The organism is Corynebacterium sp. MSK012, from assembly GCF_030232435.1.
GTDB lineage: Bacteria > Actinomycetota > Actinomycetes > Mycobacteriales > Mycobacteriaceae > Corynebacterium > Corynebacterium jeikeium_D.
On sequence record NZ_JASPJU010000001.1, the window covers coordinates 60595 to 80433 of the forward strand.

The window sequence follows — 19839 nt, forward strand, 5'->3', positions numbered from 1 at the left end:
ACTGCCCTGCCTACCTGCAGGGCAGTTTTTCATTTATTTACCCACCCCAAAGCACCGACCTTCTAACAATCCGCAGGCAAACATGGGCATTATTAGTTGGCCATGTCCCATTATTGATGGTTCCCCAGATTGTCTAGTATGGGAAGTATGTCTGATTCATCCGTACTTTCCTCGGCGGACTCAGCCGACACCAGCGGTGGTGTGGCAGCCGACGTAGACGCGAAGGTGCCTGCTGTCGACGCACAGAGCGGCACCAAGGCGAAGAAGGCTCGCAAGGGAGCGAAAGCCAAAAACAAGGCCAGCGCTAAGTCCAAGTGCAAGCCCGGCTCCGCAAGCGAACTCGCCGTCGCACCGGCCGCCCTGCGCAAATCCGCGTCCTGGTGCCTGGCGCAGCTCGATGCGGCTGTCCGCGCCAGTGTCAACGCGGCTCTTGGCCGCACTCAGATTGAGTCGATTTCCATCCGCGGTTATTGGGTTCTGGAGGCCATCGCCGATGGCGGCGACATGGCTCAAACCGAGCTGAGCGCGCTGCTCGGCATGGACCGCTCTGACATGGTTCGCCTGATTGACTCTCTGGAGTCGGCAAATCTAGTCGAACGCACCCGAGACTCCAAGGATCGACGCCGCCAGCTCATCGCGCTGACAGAAACGGGCAACACCACCCGCGCATCTCTGCGACGCTCACTCCGCAGAGCCGAACGCGCCGCCGTCGCCGAATGCGCACCCGAGGTACGCGCGCTGCTTGCATCGCTTGCCGACGACTCCGCTGCAAGCCCCGAAACCGATGCCGGCGCGAAGAACCCCGAGACCACTACCCCAGAGGTCACGGCCACTGAGACAGACACCAAGGACATGGCGGAGAATAAGACGCAGGCGACGTCGTCAAGCGATGCCCCGCGTCCTAAACGTAAGAAGTCGAAGAAGAAAAAGCGCAAGAAGAAGAATAAGAAGGGGTCTTCTAAGTGACAACCACTGAAGCGAAGTTCCTACGCGCTACGGAACAGCCGCTTGAGCGCACACTCATTGACATTGTCCGGGCGACCGCGCGAAGGTTCCCCGAGGCTGAGGCCATCGATGACGGCGAGGTTGTCGTCACGTATGCGGAGTTGATCAACGAGATTGATTCCACAGCTACGTGGCTCTACGAACAGGGCATCCGTCGCGGCGACCGCATTGGTGTGCGGATGCCGTCGGGAAGCCGCGAGCTCTACCTGGCAATCTTGTCCATCATGGCCGCCGGAGCCGCCTACGTTCCGGTGGATGCGGATGACCCCGACGAGCGTGCAGAAATGGTCTTCGGCGAGGCCGGTATCGCCGGTTACTTCGATGCTGAAGGCCTGCATTTGGCTGGCTCCACGGCACGTAATCGCCCCCGCCCGCTGGACTCCGATGCCGACTCCGACGAGGAAGAGACGGAACCGACACCGCCGAGCGCACGCGAGATCATCTCGCAGGAGCCCACTCCGGACGACGACTGCTGGATTATTTTCACCTCTGGCTCCACCGGCAAGCCCAAGGGCGTGGCGGTCACCCACCGCAGCGCCGCCGCTTTTGTCGATGCGGAGGCCCGCTGGTTCTTGGCGAACCACCCGGAAGGACCGCTCGGCCCGGATGACCGCGTTCTCGCCGGCTTGTCCGTCGCCTTCGACGCCTCCTGTGAGGAAATGTGGCTGGCCTGGCGAAATGGAGCTTGCCTGGTGCCAGCCCCGCGTTCACTGGTGCGCTCCGGCGTGGACCTGGGGCCATGGTTGATTTCCCGCCACATCACCGCTGTTTCCACGGTGCCGACACTGGCCGGCCTGTGGCCTGCCGAGGCGCTCGACAGCGTGCGCCTGCTCATCGTTGGCGGCGAGGCCTGCCCGCAAGAGCTGGTCGAGCGTCTGTCCACCCCAGAGCGCGAAATGTGGAACACCTACGGCCCCACCGAGGCCACCGTCGTGGCCTCCGGCATCGAGCTGAAGCCCGGCAAGCCCGTAACCATCGGTTTTCCTCTGGACGGCTGGGACCTCACCGTCATCGACGAAGAGGGCAACCCCGTCCCACCGGGCACCAAGGGCGAGCTGGTCATCGGCGGCGTGGGACTCGCACGCTATCTGGATCCGGAGAAGGACGCCGAGAAGTACGCACCGCTGCCAGCCCTCGGCTGGGAGCGTGCGTATCGCACCGGCGACCACGTCATCATGGACGAGGCCGGACTGTACTTCACCGGCCGCGTCGACGATCAGGTGAAAATCGGCGGTCGGCGAATTGAGCTCGGCGAGGTCGAGGCGCACCTGGCTGCCCTCCCCGGCGCTACTCAGGCGACTGTCGTGGTGCAGAAGACCGGTGCTGGCGATTCCATCCTGGTCGGCTACGTCGGCGCCGGTGGCGACGCCGCAGCCATGGACTATGACAAGTGCATGGACACTCTCCGCGATGCCATGCCAGCCGCGATGGTGCCACGCCTGCACATCATGGATGAGCTGCCGGTTCGTACCTCCGGCAAGGTCGACAAGGCGGCGTTGCCGTGGCCCCTGCCTGCGCGTGCGGGTGAGGGCGACGTCGACAAGCTGAGCCCTGTGGAGAAGTGGCTGTCCGACATCTGGGCGGACGTGCTGTCCGTACCTGCGCCCGGCGCGGCCTCGGACTTCTTCGCCCTGGGCGGCACGTCCTTGGCGGCGGCGAGCGTCATTGCGCGCATTCGCCAGCGCGCCCCACAGGTCGCCGTGCGCGATCTCTACGACCACCCGCGCCTGGGAAATCTCGCTGAAGAGCTGGTCGCGCGCGGTTTCATCAGCGACGACATGCTTGCCGACGACACCAGCGACCCCACCGCTCACCTGGAAAAGGTGCCCGAGCCGACGCCTGTCTCCCGCAAGACCCGTTGGGCGCAGGTCGGCCTCATGGTGCCTCTGCAGTGGGCACGTGGCATGCGCTGGGTAACGTGGCTTGCGATTATCAACTGGGTTATCGGCGGACCGCTGGCGCTACCAGGCTGGTTGGTGGCCGTACTGGCCGTGCTGTTCCTGACCCCGCTGGGGGTCATGCCCATCAACGCGGCGACGACACGCCTGCTCACGCGCAACATCACCGCGGGTGATTACCCGCGTGGCGGTTCGGTACACCTGCGGCTATGGGCGGCCGAACGCCTGGCGGAGAGCTCTGGCGCCCACTCTGTGGCGGGCGCTCCGTTCGTGCTGTGGTACGCCCGCATGCTGGGTGCCCGCATTGGTAAGGGTGTGAATCTGCACGCGCTGCCGCCGGTGACGGGTCTGGTCAAACTGGATGATTACTGCTCGATCGAGCCGGAGGTAGACCTGTCCGGATACTGGGTCGATGGCGATGTCGTCCACGTCGGCGAGGTCACTATTGGCAAGCACGCCCGCATCGGTGCCCGTTCAACGCTGCTGCCCGGCGCGCGTATTGGCAATGACGCTCACATCGAGGCGGGTTCCACCGTCACCGGCGAGAAGAAGGTCAAGGCTGGCGCGCGCTGGTCGGGTTCCCCGGCTCGCAAGGTCGGTCGGTCCAAGCACCGCTTCCCGGAGGAAGTTCCGCCGGCTCGCCGCCACTGGGTGGCTATCTACGGTCTCACCGCTGTCTTGCTGACATTGGTGCCGCTGTCCGCTGCGGTCGCGATGGCTGCTGTCATCGGTTGGGGCACGGGGCTTATCGACGGCACCACCGAGCTAGCCACCTCGAATCTCTGGTCAACGCTGGGCAGTGCCGTGCTGTGGACTATTCCCGCCACCTTCGTCGGTGTTGCGGTGTATGCCCTGCTGACGCTGATTCTCGTGCGCCTGTTCAGCATCGGTCTGAAGCCGGGAGTGTTCCCGGTGCGTTCGCGCGTGGGTTGGCAGTCCTGGGCGACAATTCGCCTGATGGACGCTGCCCGTCACGACCTATTTTTCATCTACGCCTCCATGCTGACGCCGCTGTGGCTGCGTGCACTGGGCGCCCAAATTGGTCACGACAGCGAAGTCTCCACCGCGATCGGTATTCCGAAGTTCTTGCACGTCAAGGACGAGTCCTTCTTGGCTGACGACACCATGGTCGGCAGCTACGAGCTCGGCGGTGGTTGGCTGCTGGTGGGCGACTCCCGCATCGGCAAGCGCGCCTTCCTGGGCAACTCCGGCATCACGCTTCCGGAACGCAAGCTGGCGAAGAACTCGCTGGTGGCCGTGCTGTCCTCTACCCCGAAGAAGACCAAGTCCGGCTCCAACTGGTGGGGTTCGCCGCCAGAGCGCATGCGCCGCGTGGGCACCGTCTCCAGCGATGAGTCGGCGCAGACCTACCGTCCGACTACGGGATTGAAGGTCGCCCGCGGCATCGTCGAGACACTGCGCGTCCTGGCACCGATGGTCTCTCTCATGCTGGCGACGATCACGCTGTTTAGCCTGCAGGGAATTGTTATGTTCACCGCGGAGCTGGTCACTGCAGGTGGCGTTGGCGCTGCCCTGCTCGGCCTGGTGGTTGCGTGGCTGCTCTCCCCTGCCGTGCTACTGATTGTTGGTGTGCTGGGGCTGCTCATCACGGTCGTGGCCAAGTGGGTGTGCGTCGGCAAGCACAAGCCGGGTGATCACCCGCTGTGGAGCAAGTTCGTCTGGCTCAATGAGCTGCAGGATACGTTCGTCGAAATGGTCGCCGCGCCGTGGTACCTGAACCCGGCGATGGCCACCGGCGGCATCGCACGCGCAATGCGACTGCTCGGCGCGAACGTTGGCCACGGGGTGTGGCTGGAGACGTACTGGCTGCCCGAGACCGACCTGGTCACCATCGCGCGGGGCGCCTCTGTCGGCCGCGGCTGTGTCGTCCAGACGCACCTATTCACCGACCGCGTGATGACGCTCGACACCGTCCACATCGGACACGGCTCCGTCCTAGGACCGCACTCAGTCGCACTGCCGGCATCTGTGCTTGACGACGGCTGCCGCGTCGAACCCGGTTCTCTCGTCATGCGCGGTGACCACGTTCCTGCGCACACCTCCTGGCGAGGTAACCCAATTGAGCCAGTAGTGGCCAAGAAGTAGCCCGGATTGAGTGGGGGGCTTAGGTAGGAGCCTGGTAGGCACAACGGGCTGCAAATGTGAAACTGTGAGAGTTTATGACACTTTCAAGCCATTTTTCGGGCAGTTTTTGCTATAAACGCAGTCAGTAACTCACATTGGCCCGCTGCCAGCCATAACCGAGGTCACTAACTCGCATTGGGGCTAAGTAGGGCTAAGTAGCAAAAGGTGCCCACCCGGCGACACGCCGAGCGGACACACTTTTTGCTACTTAACCCACTATTTATTTTGCGGCTATGCAGTTCGCGACTTACTCTGCTAGCTGCAACCGAGCCTGCTGAGCTGCGGCTACCAATACTTTCAGTGAAGCCGTAACCTCTTCCCAACCTCGGGTCTTTAGACCACAGTCCGGATTAATCCACAGCAGGTTGGGGTCAACGCTTTCAAGCGCATCTTCCACGAGCTGGTTGACTTCTCCGTCCGTCGGCACGCGAGGCGAGTGGATGTCCCAGACACCTGGACCAATCCCGCGAACGTATCCCTCATCTTTCAGCGCTGCGAGCACCTGCATACCGTTGCGAGCTGCTTCGATGGACGTGACATCGGCGTTGAGATCATCGACGGTGTCGATAAGCTCATTGAAGTCCGAGTAGCACATATGCGTGTGAATCTGAATGTCGTCAGCCACACCAGAGGTAGCCAGACGGAAGGAACCTACGGCCCACTTCAGGTAGGCGGGCTGGTCCGCTTCATTCAGGGGCAGCAACTCGCGAATGGCTGGCTCATCGACCTGCACGATTTGCGCTCCAGCGGCCACGAGATCTGCAATCTCATCGCGCAAAACCAGCGCAACGTTATCCGCAGTGTCACCGATGGGCTGGTCATCACGGACAAACGACCATGCCAACATGGTCACCGGCCCGGTGAGCATTCCCTTGACGGGAAGGTCAGTCATGTTTGCCGCTGCCTTGTACCACTGCACCGTCATTGGCTCTGGCCTGGTGATATCACCGTAGAGAATCGGCGGCCGCACGCAGCGGGAACCATAGCTTTGGACCCAGCCATTGGCGGTCGCGAGGTAGCCGTCCAGCTGCTCCGAGAAGTACTGCACCATGTCATTGCGCTCAGGTTCGCCGTGAACGAGCACATCGAGTCCCAATTCTTCCTGCTGCTCAATGGAGCATCGAATTTCAGCGAGCATTGCTGATTCGTAGTCGACTGGGGTGAGCTCTCCCGCGCGCAACTGCGCACGTGCACGACGAATGCTATTGGTCTGCGGGAAGGAACCGATTGTGGTGGTCGGCAGCGGAGGCAGGTTAAGGGCCTCAGCCTGAGCCGCCTGGCGAGCTGCAAACGAGGAACGAGTCCGGTCGCTCTCCTCGATTGCTGCCAAAGCTTCACGAACTTCAGGCTTAACAATCCGCTTCGATTCTGCCCTTGATGCCAGTGCTGCCCGGGACTCCCTCAACGCCTTCAAATCCGCGGCATCGAGTTGGCGGTCATTCAACCTGGCATCAAGCGCCCTCGCCAAGAGGGTCACCTCGCCGATTTTCTCATCCCCGAAGGCCAGCCACTGCAGCACCTCGGCATCTTCTTCGCTCGGGTTTTCCGAGGCCAGGGAGTACGGGACGTGTAGCAGCGAACAGCTAGTCGACACCGCGATGGGGCCTCGGACTGCCAGCTTCTCCAGCGTCGCCAGGGCTGCATCCAAGTCGGTGCGCCACACATTACGCCCATCAACAATGCCCGCAACCAGCAGTTCCTTGCCGGTCCAATGCGGCAACTCAAAGCTACCTGCTACCAGGTCGCAACCAATGGCCTGCACGCCTGTGCCAGAAAGGGTTTCCAGCGCCTGATCACCATCACCAAAGTAGGTCTGCACCCACAACTTGGTATTCGCAGACTCCGCCACGCCGGCCAACTTCTCGTAGGCCTGGCGAGTCCTAGCAAGAGTCACTTCATCGAGGTCAGTGACCAATACTGGCTCATCGAGCTGAATCCACTCAAAGCCCTTATCCCCCAGTTGAGCGATGATTTCCGCGTACGCATCGGTCAACTTTTCCAGCAGGCCGAGTGGGTTCGAACCATCGTCGGTACGCGACAGGCTCAAGTAGGTCACAGGACCAATCAAATGAGGGCGCAGCATCGTTGTGGCGCCATTGTTCAAGCTGCAGGAATCATCCAACCAGTCAGTGAGGTCAGAGGTAAATTCAGTATCGGCTGACAGCTCCGGAACGATGTAGTGGTAATTAGTGTCGAACCACTTGGTCATTGCGGATGCCGGTTGCGTCTTCGTACCGCGAGCGGTGGCGAAGTAGTGGTTGATCCATTCCGGCAGGTTGGAACCGTCCGTTTTCGGGACATCCTGAAAGCGAGCTGGAAGCACTCCGAGCAGCGCCGATGTATCCAGCATGGAGTCGTAGAACGAGCGCCCAATTGTCGGAACCGAGTCGATTCCTACCTTCAACGCTGCGCCAATGTAGCTATTGACAGTGTTGCGCGCCGTCGCGGCCAACAGGCCGCCGGTCGCCGGGTCGCGCCAGTAGTTTTCCAGAGCTCTTTTGAGCTCACGATTACGCCCTATCCGCGGAATGCCCGCGAGGGTTGCGTGAATTGCCATGATCTCGTGATTTCCTCGTCAGTCGTGATCAGCATCGGGTATGAAATTGCACAACCGGCAGGCATTCGGACTTGTCATCACTGAAAAGATTGGTTATCAACGCGTCGGATAAACCAAAGCTCTGGCAGTGATGCTTACCGTTGCGGGACAGTTCCGGACTTGCACCGGGATTCCCCTGCATAACTCGAAGGCCTTATGCGCGCTAGGCTCAAAACACACCTTGCGCGGAAAACGTGCGATATGCAGCACTTTCCTTAATGAACACCTTCGAGGCGGCTGTGGATGTGAAGTATATCGCAATATACAAATATCTCATTCACTTAGCCCCCTCCCCGAGCCTTTGCTTTGATGCTCTCCTGCTGGGACCAAAGTGATTAAGCTCGTAGTCATAAAAGCTATTTATTCTACCTCTTTTCAAGGAGTGACCTCGAGTGACACAGGCTTCCGGACCTTCCCTGAGGGGCGCCAAGATTCCGTTCGATGGCCCGGTCCAGTCAGGCGTTGAACAGCCCGGCCAAGCACATCTCCGCCTCGTCGCATTCGATTTGAAGGACGGCGTCGACGCAGCAGATCTGAAGGCACTGTTCTCCTCGCTTACCGACGTTGCCCGCCGCCTCACCCAAGGCCAGGACATCGAGGGGTATCTGGAACCGGAAATGGTTGCAGCCACTGCAAACCTGACCATTACCGCAGGTTTCGGTGAGCGCATCTTCGATGTGCTCGGCAAGCCAGAGCGCAAGCCGGCTGGTCTGCACGATATCCCGTCATTCCAGCATGACATGCTCCGCCCTGAGTGGGGCCAGTCTGACTTCGCTCTGCAGTTGTGTGGTGATGACCTCGTCACCGTTTCGGCCGCGTCCCGTCTACTGGAAAAGAAGGCGGCTCCGTGGGCTCGCGTGAAGTGGTTCCAGAAGGGCTTTTCCTACGCCTGGGGTTCGCAGCCTCACGGCGCTACCCCACGCAACCCGCTGGGCCAGCTCGACGGCACCGTCAACCCGTCCACTCCGGAGGAATGGTCCGAACAGGTGTGGATTGACTCCAAGGACAAGGCGATTAACAACTCCTGCGTGATGGTTGTTCGCCGTATTGCGCTCGACTTGAACAGTTGGGATGAGCTCAGCACCGACGAACGTTCCATCGTTATCGGTCGTGACTTCCACACCGGCGCTCCTCTTTCCGGCGGCAATGACGAGTTCGATGAAGAGGACATGGATGCCGTCGATGACCAGGGCGAGTATCTCATCCACCGCCAGTCTCACTTGGCGCTTTCCCGTGAGCAGGATGGTCAGCCTGACGACGCCCTGCGTCGCCGCGCCTATGCCTACGAAGACCAGCCCGGTGAGCCGGCCTTCCCGTTCGAAGGACCGAACGTTGGCCTGGTCTGGGTTGCATTCCAGAAGAACCCGGACAACCAGTTCAGCGCAATCCAGGCCCGTTTGGATCGCGGCGATTTGCTCAATGAGTGGAACCGTCACATCGGCTCCGCTGTGTATTGGATCGCCCCTGGCACTACCCCTGATTCTTACTGGGGACAGGAGTTGATTGAGGGGTAGCGGCTGCAAGCTGGCGGCGAAAAACTGACTTGGCGGGCTAAGGCCTGACGGACTAAAAGCTGACGGGCTGCAAATGTGAAACTGACCTAGTTTATGACACTTTCGGGCCAATTTTCTGGCCGTTTTTGACATAAACTCAGTCACTAACTTGCACTGGCCCGCCGTCGTCAGCCGTAAGGGCATCGCCCCGCCGCCGCCAGCCATAAGAAAACGCCCGCCGAGTGCCTGAGCACTCCTACGGGCGTTTCTTCTAGACAAGAACTTTGTCAGTCACGGACCACCGAGCTAGTCACCAATCTGGTCACGGCCACGCTTAACAATCTTCGGATCCGGAGTACCGACCAGCTCGTGGTCCTTCTCCGTGTACTCAAACTTGCTCAGCACATAACGCATCGCGTTGATGCGGGCACGCTTCTTGTCGTTGGACTTAATGGTAATCCACGGGGACTCATCGGTATCCGTGTAACGGAACTGCTCTTCCTTCGCGCGGGTGTAGTCACCCCAACGGTCCAGCGATGCGAGGTCCATCGGAGAGAGCTTCCACTGACGTACCGGGTCGACCTGGCGAATAGCGAAGCGAGTGCGCTGCTCCTTCTGGGTCACCGAGAACCACAGCTTGGTCAGCGAAATACCGGAGCCCAGAATCATGTTCTCCAGCATCGGAACCTCACGCAGGAACTCTGCATGCTGAGACTCAGTACAGAAACCCATCACGCGCTCAACGCCCGAACGGTTGTACCAAGAACGGTCGAAGAAGACGATTTCGCCAGCGCACGGAAAATGCTCAATATAGCGCTGGAAGTACCACGAGGTGGACTCACGCGGCGACGGCTTTTCCAGAGCCACAGTTCGAGCACCACGCGGATTCAGGTGCTCGTTAAAGCGCTTAATGGTACCGCCCTTACCAGCGGCGTCACGGCCTTCGAAGAGGATGATGTGCTTCTGACCAGTTTCCTTGGTCCAGTTCTGCCACTTCAGAAGCTCAATCTGCAGCTTCCTCTTAATAGACTCGTATTCCTTGCGCGTCATGCGCTCCTCGTACGGGTAGCCATCGCGCCAGGTATCAACCCGCTCACCGTCTGGAGTGACCAGTACCGGATCGTCCTCATCAGAATCATCGACGACGTAACCTTCGGTCTTCGCCAAATCGACGATGTGGAATTCCTCTTCATTCTTGTCAGCCATACCCCTTATCCTACTGAATTTCTCTACCACACGTCCCCCATGCGGGTGCCCTTACCTGCAATTTCCCAGCAGTTAACGTTCCGTCTTACCGAAATTGAGGGGGTGGGACTGCACGCAGCGACCGTCGATAAGCACTGCGCGTACAATAAATGCCATGTTGTTATCCGAGGCTCTTGCCGCACGATCCGAAGTTTCCGACCGGCTGGCTGAGATTAATCGCCGTCTCGCGCTGGTGGCGCAGGTGCAGGAAGGCGATACGCCTGATGAAGATCCGCAAGCGCTTATTGCCGAAGCCGAGCGTCTGATGGCGCGCTTCGAATGGCTGGTGCGCTCGATTAACGCAACGAATTCCGCTACTGCCTTCGAGGACGGAACGCTTAGCGACGCACTTGCGAAGCGCGACCACCTGCTAACACGGCGGCGGTTCTACACCTCCGCAGCCGATCAGGGCTCGGGTCGGCGGGATCGATACTCAGCTTCGGAGATTCGCTATGTCGCCACTGTGGATATCCGGTCGCTGCGCCAGAAAGCCGACAAGGCGGCGAAGGAATACCGGGACTTGGATACCCGTATTCAGCAGGCGAACTGGTCAACCGAGCTTATCGAGGCCGCGAATAAGCCGGCCGAATAGCAAAGTGGCAGGGTTCGGTAGCGAGACCAGAAGAATTTCACACTTTGATAAGTCGGTAGTTGCATCCAGATTGTCGGCGAGCGCGACGGCCTGTCCCTGGCCTTAAAGGGACTCCAAGGATCTCACCTCTGTACTGAGGCAGCAGGATTAATAACAGACAGTCCTCGGCATTGCGTACATGGGTACAGATCATCGGTTATTTTTCACTACCAAGCGCTGAGGCATCTGATGCGACGAGGGTGGGTTCGGGGACTTAAACTTTCTCAAGTTACAGAGCAAAATCGCCGCTGAGGGACACCCCTCAGCGGCGATTTTTAAGGCTAACTCAAGCAGTTGGGACCTCTTTTAGAAGCCCATGCCGCCCATCTCGTCGCCACCCGGCATTGCCGGCATAGCCGGTTCCGGCTTGTCAGCGACAACAGCCTCGGTGGTCAGGAACAGAGCCGCAATGGAAGCAGCGTTCTGCAGTGCGGAGCGGGTAACCTTCACCGGATCGTTGATGCCAGCTTCCATCAGGTCGATGTACTCGCCGGTAGCAGCGTTCAGACCCTCGCCCTGCGGCAGGGAAGCAACCTTCTCGGTGACGACGCCGGCCTCAAGGCCAGCGTTCAGAGCAATCTGGCGCAGCGGAGCTGCGAGAGCCGCACGCACGATGCGGACACCGGTTGCCTCGTCGCCGGTCAGACCCAGCTCGTCGTCAAGCACGTGCGAAACCTGCAGCAGTGCGGAACCGCCACCAGCGACGATGCCCTCCTCCACAGCAGCCTTTGCGTTGCGGACGGCATCCTCGATGCGGTGCTTGCGCTCCTTGAGCTCGACCTCAGTTGCGGCGCCAGCCTTGATAACTGCAACACCGCCGGCGAGCTTAGCCAGACGCTCCTGCAGCTTCTCCTTGTCGTAGTCGGAGTCGGAGTTCTCGATCTCAGCGCGGATCTGGTTGACACGGCCCTCGATAGCGGACTGCTCGCCAGCGCCCTCGACGATGGTGGTCTCGTCCTTGGTGACGACGACCTTGCGAGCGCGACCCAGCAGCGGCAGGTCAGCGGTCTCGAGCGACAGTCCGACCTCCTCAGAGATGACCTGGCCATCGGTCAGGATAGCCATGTCCTGCAGCATTGCCTTACGGCGGTCGCCGAAGCCCGGAGCCTTCACAGCGACAGACTTGAAGGTGCCGCGGATCTTGTTGACGACCAGGGTGGACAGAGCCTCACCCTCGACGTCCTCAGCAATAATCAGCAGCGGCTTGCCGGACTGCATGACCTTCTCCAGCAGCGGCAGCAGGTCCTTGATGTTGGAGATCTTGCCGGAAACCAGGAGGATGTACGGATCCTCCAGAACGGCCTCCTGGCGCTCCATGTCGGTGGCGAAGTAACCGGAGATGTAGCCCTTGTCGAAGCGCATACCCTCGGTCAGCTCCAGGTCGAGACCAAAGGTGTTGGCCTCTTCCACGGTAATGACGCCTTCCTTGCCGACCTTGTCCATAGCGGTGGCAATCAGCTCACCGATAGCCGGGTCAGCAGCGGAGATACCAGCGGTAGCAGCAATCTGCTCCTTGGTCTCGATGTCCTTAGCGGACTCCAGCAGCTTCTCGGTAACAGCCGCGACAGCCTTCTCGATGCCGCGCTTGATGCCCATCGGGTTGGAGCCAGCAGCAACGTTGCGCAGACCCTCGGAAACCAGAGCCTGAGCCAGAACGGTAGCGGTAGTAGTACCGTCACCAGCGACGTCGTCGGTCTTCTTGGCAACTTCCTTGACCAGCTCAGCGCCGATCTTCTCGTAAGGATCCTCAAGTTCGATTTCACGTGCAATGGAGACACCGTCATTGGTGATTAGCGGTGCGCCCCACTTGCGCTCGAGGACTACGTTGCGACCCTTCGGGCCCAGCGTAACCTTGACAGCGTCTGCCAGGGTATTCAGACCCGTTTCGAGACCGCGGCGGGCCTCCTCGTCAAATGCAATCATCTTAGCCATGAGGTTTGAAGAATCCTCCGTCTATTTATGTGGCACTTACATTGGAAGTTGACCCAGGCGCCCGCGACGGCATGTGATTCGAGGGAAGCGCCGCCCTCTCCATCACCGGAGTCAACACTGTACTTTTTAACGACTTTTCAACACTTGTTTCAGCACACGCATACACAAGGTGTGAAGTTGTTTTTATTAGCACTCAATTAGAGCAAGTGCTAATTCACTTTTCTAGCACTCAACCCCATCGAGTGCAAGGTTAAGCATTGTCACTCCTGGCGTCACTCCTTATGCCACTTCCAACGCCATCATGGTTGTGCGCCTACACTGTCGCACATGAGCATTATTAATAAGGAACTCACGGAGACCCTGCGAGACCACATCTCCAGCCAACGCGAGACCATCCGCACCCAGCTGACCGAGCTGGTGGCCTTCCCCTCCGTACACGGCACCGAAGAAACCAAGCAGGCCTGCATTGACGCAGCTCAGGCGGTTACCAAGATGTACGCAGAGCTGGGCATCGAACTGAAGGCGCACCACACCGTCGACGGCTCGATTGCACTGTCGGGTTTCGTCCCCGCGTCGTCGGAAAGCGCGAAGACCGTACTGCTCTACTCCCATTACGACGTCCAGCCGGCGGGCGACGAGTCCGCCTGGACCGCAGATCCGTGGACACTCGACGAGCGCGACGGTCGCTGGTACGGCCGTGGCACCGCCGACTGCAAGGGCAACGTGGTCATGCACCTAGCTGCGCTGCGCGCGCTGCGCGACGACGCGCTTGCAGGCCGCGTCGATATGCCAAACATCAAGCTCATCGTGGAAGGCTCCGAGGAGCGCGGATCGGCGGGCCTGAACAACCTCATCGCCACGCAGCCGGAGCTTTTCGACGCCGACGTTATCCTCATTGCGGATGTCGGCAATGCCGAGGTTGGCCAACCGACACTCGTAACCACTCTGCGCGGCACCGCCGATGTGGAAGTTCGCGTCGATGCGCTGGAGCAGCCGGTGCACTCGGGCATGTTCGGCGGCGCAGCTCCGGATGCACTGGCGGCGTTGATTCGTATGCTCGACAGCCTGCGCGATGAAAATGGCTTTACCTCTATTGACGGCCTGGACTGCTCGCAGCGCTGGGAGGGGCTGGACTACGCGCCAGAGACTTTCCGCGCCGACGCAGGTGTACTCGACGGCGTGGACCTAATTAGCAACGAGGACGCTTCCGTCTCTGACCTGACCTGGGCTCGCCCGTCTGTGATTGTGACCGGAATCGACTGCCCACCAGCGACCAATGCTGTCAACGCAATTTCATCGACTGCTATGGCGCACATCAACTTCCGCATCCCAAGCGGCGTCGACCCGGCCGAAGCACAGGAGGCACTGGAGAATCACCTGCGCGCGCATGCTCCGTGGGGCGTGAAGGTGACGGTCGAGCGCGACGAGCTAGCGAACCCATTCCGGGCCAATGTTGAGGGCAAGGTTGTGCAGCTGGTTGCCGACAGCCTGTCGGCCGCCTACGGCAAGGAGACGGCAAGCATGGGCGAGGGAGCCTCGATTCCGCTGTGCGCCACTTTGCTGGAGGCCGTACCAGGTGCTGACATCGCACTCTACGGTGTGGAAGAGCCACAGGCCCGCATTCACTCGGCTGATGAATCGGTCGACCCGAACGAGATTCGCGACATCGCTATTGGCGAGGCGGTTTTCCTGGCCTCTGTCAACGGAATTTAACGGGGACAGCAAAGAATCCACCAAAGATATTGATTGAATGACTTGTGTCACATCTTTTACCTGTAGTAAGGTTCCACCCATGCAGCAGAACATTCTTATTCGAGTAGCGAAGGCTACGAACCCCGGTGGAGGCCGACAGGACTGACCCCTCCACACGGGGTCTCTGGCCGCAACTTCTCAAAGCACTTGGTTGGTCCGCCACTCACAGCAAAAGCAACTAAGCAAAGGACCAGAAAAGAATGTTTCCCACTCGCACCCAGAAGAACATGTCCACTTCGACGACGTTCACGGGCAAGCGCCCTTCGTTGGAGCACCAGGACGACGGCAATGTGCGAACTTATTCCGACGATCCATTTAGGGCTCGATTCGGACATCGCCTGCCTCGAGGCTTAAGGCAAGAAGCTCGTGGCATGAACTGGCAGAAGTTCAAGGACACCTACTCCCCCACGAGCGGCCCGGTTCAGATCAAGAATTTCGAGGCAACCCGCGGCACCCTGGGGCGCTGGAATTTCAACGCTGACTTAACACTGACCGACAAGGACGACCACACCCACACCTTCACCCAGGAGATTACCGCTATGGGGCCGGTGTCGGCTTGCACTAATCTGCTGGCTGATGCAGGTTACCGCGTGGAAATCGTGGAATTCCACCAGTTCGAAATCTTCGAAGCTACCGCTACCTTTGTCTATGCAGGTCACAACAATGACCATGTGTGGACCATGGGCTTCGGCCAGACTCCGGAGGCTTCCGTGCTCTCCGCTTTGGTCTGCGCTGCTAACCGCCTGCATGGGTAGGACGCGGATGCTGCTCGTTTAGTAAACGGGGGGTGTCCCTATGTTTTTGTCAAGTGCCAGACCGATGTTGACGAGCACAGTCTTGGGAGTAGTTTCTTAGGCGTGCCTAGGAGCCGGCCAGCGTGTGCTGGTCGGCTTCGTCTTTGGGGCTTTATGCGGCGACGGGGCGTGGCGGGATTTCGCGGAAGAACTCCTTGTTTTTCAGCATCGCGTAGATGACATTGCATCGGCGTCGTGCCAGGCAGATGACTGCTGCGTTGTGGCGTTTTCCTTCAGCGCGTTTGCGTTCGTAATACCGCCGTGACGGTTCGTGGCTGCGGATAACTGCGAATGCGGAGTAGAACAAGGCGTTTTTCAGTCGTTTATTGCCTGACCGTGCCGGGAATTCACCTCTGATCGACGAACCGGATCGTCTAGTCACGGGTGCTATTCCAGCATAAGCAGCTAAGTGGCCAGCACTAGCGAAGTCGGAGCCATCACCGATCGCAAGAAGGATCTGCGCTGCGGTCTTGATGCCGACTCCGGGCATACTCATCAAGACCTCACAAAGAGGGAAATCAGCGAGCATCTCTTCAACCTGCTCAGCAATGGTGTTTCGTTGCTCTTTGAGGGCCTGGATGTTTGCAGCCAGTTGAGGAATTACTAACTCGGCGGCATCGCTTCCAGGCACGGTGACTGTTTGAGCTTTCAGCGCTGTAAAAATGTCGTCTACCAGCGGGGTGGGGTCTTTACGTGTGCGCTTGATCATCCAGTTCAACACTCGTTGGTATCCGGCTCTTTTTAGCCCCTGCGGTCCCTTGTAATGGATCAATAATTCCAGGATCGGCGTGCGAGTCAGGGTGCTACCAGCAAAAACTCGTTCCAGGCTGGGGTAGATCTGGGTGAGGACACTGCGAAGCCGATTGACAGTGCGAGTGCAATCGCGGGCGATGTCATCATCGAAGCCGGACAGCATCTTTAGGGCGGAGAGTACCTCATCATTGCGGTCGACGGCACGTAGCGTGTGGGGCATTGTGCGGGCGGTGTCGGCGATGATGAATGCGTCGCGTTTGTCTGTTTTTGCACGTCCCGGATAGAGATCTGCAGCTTTGCGCATCGCAAGACCTGGCAGGTATCCGACTTCGCAACCGCAGTCCCGGGCTACAGCAATCGGTAGTGCGCCGATGGTGTTGGGTTGGTCGACGATCACGAGCACGGTGCCAAGCTTCTGAAGCTGGTGAAAAACGCCTGCTAGTTCGGATTCGAGTTGAGGCAACGGTTTGTCGAAGACCTTGTTGCCATCACGGTCTAAGGCGCAGGCGTGGTGTTCAGATTTGCCGACGTCTAACCCAAGGAATATGTCGATGGAATGCTCCGGAGACATGATGAGCTCCTAGAAAACGAGATGGGTATGGCGTTGTTCCAGTCGCTGGTGTCATGACCTTCGTTGCAAGCACCCACGTTACAAAGAGACCTAGTTTAAAACTGGCCGTGTCCCTATCAGCTGTCATCGAAAGTCCTGGCACCCGGCGGCAACACCCCCCCGGATTATGGAAACTACAGGGCAGGTAAGCCATACCGGGACCAGCGACTATCCCCATTATCGGGGACACTCACAAGGTAACGGGAATGCGACCGGGGAAGCCCAACGCATGTGGGCCTCGAGCATTCGCGTTTTAGCGCTTCAGCCCCGCGATCATGGTCTTCAAGTTGCTGCGCAGGAAATCCTCGTAGGTTCCCGCGACCGTGCCCGGCTTGCCGAGCTCATCGGAGTGCAGTGGCTCGTCGAAGATCGGAATCCCGGCCTCCTTCGAGACGGTCTTCATGGGGCGCGTATCCACGTTCGACTCCACGAACAGGTGCTTCGGGCGCTTGTCCTTCAGCTGGCGCACGAGGTGTCCGATCTGCGCGGGGGAGCCGTTTTCATCCGTGTCGATCTGCCAGATATACAGCTGCTCCATGCCGTAGGTGTCGACCATGTATTGGAAGGCATGTTCACTGGCCACGAGCACACGATCCTCCTTCGGCAGCGCACCGATCTGCTCGCGGTAGTCGGCGTCGATGCTCTCCAGCATGGCCTTGTACTCCGCCCCCTTCTCCTCGATGTGCTCGGCACGCTCGGGCAGGGCCTCGGCCAGCGCCGCGGTCACGTTCTCGGCCATCGCGATGCCGACGGTCGGGTCCAGGAAGGCGTGCGGGTTGATCTCCTGATTGCCCTTTTCGTCCTTGAGGTACTTCGGTTCCACGCCCTTGGTGGCCTCGACCATCTGGGAATCGTCCAGGCCCGCGGTGTTTTTCAGTTTCGCGAGCCAGCCGTGCTCACCGCCCTCGAGGTTCAGCCCGTTGTAGAACAGCAGGTCGGCGTCGCTCGTCGCATCCAGGTCCGCGGGCAGGGGGTCGTAGTCGTGCGGGTCCGTGCCGGTCGGCACGAGGTTATGGACGTCCACCGCCTCGCCGCCGATCTCCTCCACCAGGTCCGCCAGCAGCGTGAAGGTGGTGACGACGTTCAGCTGCTCACCGTCTGCCTTCTCCTCCGTCGAGAAGGTCACGGCCCCGAACACGAGGGCACCGCCCACCAGGAGGGCCAACAGCGCGGCCAGTGGCTTATTGCCCAGCGAGCGAGCAATCAGTCCCTTGCCTGGCGCGAAGAGGAAAGCCAGCAGGAACAGCGCGCTGGCGGTCAGCACGATCGTCACGCCGGAGGACACGTTGTAGCTATAGCTCAGGAACAGCCCCACTACGGAGCTGAGCGCCGAGATCGCCACTGAAAGCCCGATCATCACTCCCAGCCGGTTCGTCAGCAGGTACGCCGCCGACGCCGGAGTGATCAGCAGGGAGACCACCAGGATCACGCCCACCGTCTGCAGGGAAATGACCGTCACCAGCGTGAGCACCACCATCAGCCCGTAGTGGATTGCCCGCACGGGCACGCCAGCCGACTGCGCCATGACGGGGTCGAAGGTGCTGAGCTTGAGCTCCTTGTAAAAGACCAGCGTGAGAATCAGCACGGCAGCGGCAATACCGATCGAGAGGTTGCGGTCGGCGTCCTGAACGGTCAGGACGTTGCCGAAGAGGATCTCCGTCAGATCCGTCGCCGTCTGCGCTTTCGCCATGAGCAGCACGCCGATCGCGAAGAAGGTGGAAAAGACGATGCCGATCGCCGAATCGTTCTTCACAGTGGAGCGTTCGCTGATCAGCCCGATCGCCAGTGTGGCGAGTAGACCCGCGACCACCGCCCCGAGGAAGAGGTTCGTGCCGAGCAGGTAGGAGGCCGCGACCCCCGGTAGTACGGCGTGCGAGATGGCGTCGCCGATCAGGGCCATGCCGCGCAGCACGATGAAGCTGCCGACGATGCCGCAGGCCACGCCCACGATCACCGAGGTGATCAGCGCTTTTTGCAGGTAGCCGTGGCTGAGTAGTGAGTCGAGGAACTCCGCGATCATGCTGTCTCCTCCTGGAGGGCTGCCTGCCGTGGCGTGGGGTGGGCTGGTGCTGACGGCTCGCGGATGACGAGCGCGCCGAAGGCCTTCTGCAGCACGTCGGGGACGAAGACCTCCTCGGTGGGACCCGCCGCGACGAGCTCGCCGTTGAGGACGATGAGGTCGTTGTAGTAGCCGCGCACCGTGTTCATGTCGTGGTGCACGACGACGACGTGCTTGCCCGCGTCCGCCATCTGCCGCAGCAGGGTCACGATCGTCTTCTCGCTGGGGACGTCGATGCCGACGAAGGGCTCGTCCAGGAAGATGTACTCCGCGTCCTGGACGATGGCGCGGGCAAAGAGGACGCGCTGGAACTGTCCGCCCGAGAGTTCGCTGATGTGGCGGTGGCGAAAGTCCCACATGTCGACGTCCTTGAGAGCCTGGGTGGCTGCTTCGCGTTCGGCCTTGCCGGGGCGGTGGAAAAGACCCAGGCGCGGGTAAGTGCCCATCAGGACGGTGTCGAAGACGCTGGTGGGGAAGTTGCGGTCGAGGTCAGAGCGCTGCTCGATATAAGCGATTGCGCGGCGCTGCTCGGCGGGGGCCTTGCCGTCGAGGGTGACGGGGTAGCCGGCGGGGGCGCCGGTGGGGCCTGTGCCGTGGACGTTGTGTTTGTCCAGGATCTGGAGCATCGCCTTCATGAGGGTGGATTTGCCTGAGCCGTTGGGGCCGATGATGCCGTGCATGCCGGGGGAGTCGAGGGTGAAGCTGATGTTCCGAATCGCGGTGTTCGCGCCGTAGCTCACGCTCAAGTTCTGGACGCTAATACTCATGGCAGCCAAGAATAGTGGTCAGTTCAATGAATCACCAAGTTCAATGTATTGACCTTTGGGGTGGGGTGGTGTTGGGGGCAGTAATGGCACTGATTTGGGGCTTGAGCAGTCAGCCGCTCAAGCCCCAAAAAATGCCCAACTTCCGCCCCCCCCCACAAC

At 60.1% G+C, this 19839-nt stretch carries 12 protein-coding genes and 1 riboswitch; of the genes, 6 read left to right on the forward strand and 6 right to left on the reverse strand.

The window, feature by feature from the left end; translation table 11 throughout:
• Window positions 1–147 precede the first annotated feature (147 nt).
• Both QP977_RS00290 and QP977_RS00295 read left to right on the forward strand, forming a co-directional pair.
• Window positions 148–966 carry a MarR family winged helix-turn-helix transcriptional regulator gene (locus QP977_RS00290; RefSeq protein WP_070653281.1) on the forward strand — a complete coding sequence of 273 codons (819 nt, stop codon included), beginning with the start codon at window positions 148–150 and terminating at the stop codon, window positions 964–966.
• Window positions 963–5009: a Pls/PosA family non-ribosomal peptide synthetase gene (locus QP977_RS00295; protein ID WP_187400232.1), complete on the forward strand. Its 4047-nt coding sequence runs from the start codon at window positions 963–965 to the stop codon at window positions 5007–5009. The genes QP977_RS00290 and QP977_RS00295 overlap by 4 nt, the downstream gene beginning before the upstream one ends.
• A 286-nt stretch (window positions 5010–5295) precedes the next feature.
• On the opposite strand, the gene metE is transcribed toward QP977_RS00295, so the two are convergent.
• Window positions 5296–7605 (reverse strand): 5-methyltetrahydropteroyltriglutamate--homocysteine S-methyltransferase, encoded by a 2310-nt coding sequence (gene metE / locus QP977_RS00300; RefSeq protein ID WP_187406435.1) that lies wholly within the window; start codon window positions 7603–7605, stop codon window positions 5296–5298.
• 39 nt (window positions 7606–7644) lie between these two features.
• Window positions 7645–7843: riboswitch (cobalamin riboswitch) on the reverse strand.
• Window positions 7844–8036: 193 nt separating this feature from the next.
• Here metE and QP977_RS00305 point away from each other — a divergent pair.
• Window positions 8037–9158 (forward strand): Dyp-type peroxidase, encoded by a 1122-nt coding sequence (locus tag QP977_RS00305; RefSeq protein WP_070767237.1) that lies wholly within the window; start codon window positions 8037–8039, stop codon window positions 9156–9158.
• Window positions 9159–9443: 285 nt separating this feature from the next.
• Here QP977_RS00305 and ppk2 read toward each other — a convergent pair whose 3' ends face one another.
• Window positions 9444–10343 (reverse strand): polyphosphate kinase 2, encoded by a 900-nt coding sequence (ppk2, locus tag QP977_RS00310; protein ID WP_005510168.1) that lies wholly within the window; start codon window positions 10341–10343, stop codon window positions 9444–9446.
• A gap of 154 nt (window positions 10344–10497) precedes the next feature.
• On the opposite strand from ppk2, the gene QP977_RS00315 reads away from it, so the two are divergent.
• Window positions 10498–10974: a DIP1984 family protein gene (locus QP977_RS00315; protein WP_049190643.1), complete on the forward strand. Its 477-nt coding sequence runs from the start codon at window positions 10498–10500 to the stop codon at window positions 10972–10974.
• A 345-nt stretch (window positions 10975–11319) separates the two neighbouring features.
• Here the strand turns inward: QP977_RS00315 and groL are convergent, their stop codons facing one another.
• Window positions 11320–12945 (reverse strand): chaperonin GroEL, encoded by a 1626-nt coding sequence (gene groL / locus QP977_RS00320; RefSeq protein WP_016421501.1) that lies wholly within the window; start codon window positions 12943–12945, stop codon window positions 11320–11322.
• A gap of 327 nt (window positions 12946–13272) precedes the next feature.
• Between groL and QP977_RS00325 the strand changes: the two genes are divergently transcribed.
• Window positions 13273–14658 carry a dipeptidase gene (locus QP977_RS00325; RefSeq protein WP_070827488.1) on the forward strand — a complete coding sequence of 462 codons (1386 nt, stop codon included), beginning with the start codon at window positions 13273–13275 and terminating at the stop codon, window positions 14656–14658.
• A gap of 239 nt (window positions 14659–14897) precedes the next feature.
• Complete coding sequence (locus QP977_RS00330; RefSeq protein ID WP_048731724.1) at window positions 14898–15452, forward strand: 2-isopropylmalate synthase; 555 nt, start codon at window positions 14898–14900, stop codon at window positions 15450–15452.
• Between the two features lie 151 nt (window positions 15453–15603).
• Here the strand turns inward: QP977_RS00330 and QP977_RS00335 are convergent, their stop codons facing one another.
• From QP977_RS00335 to QP977_RS00345, 3 genes are all read right to left on the reverse strand, one after another.
• The gene (locus tag QP977_RS00335) at window positions 15604–16815 is read right to left on the reverse strand and encodes an IS110 family RNA-guided transposase (RefSeq protein WP_011273191.1); all 1212 of its coding nucleotides are present in this window, start codon (window positions 16813–16815) and stop codon (window positions 15604–15606) included.
• 292 nt (window positions 16816–17107) lie between these two features.
• Window positions 17108–18874 (reverse strand): metal ABC transporter solute-binding protein, Zn/Mn family, encoded by a 1767-nt coding sequence (locus QP977_RS00340; RefSeq protein ID WP_222865187.1) that lies wholly within the window; start codon window positions 18872–18874, stop codon window positions 17108–17110.
• Window positions 18871–19680, reverse strand: a complete 810-nt coding sequence (locus QP977_RS00345) for a metal ABC transporter ATP-binding protein (RefSeq protein WP_035006260.1) — start codon at window positions 19678–19680, stop codon at window positions 18871–18873. Before QP977_RS00345 ends, QP977_RS00340 begins: the two co-directional genes overlap by 4 nt.
• Window positions 19681–19839 lie beyond the last annotated feature (159 nt).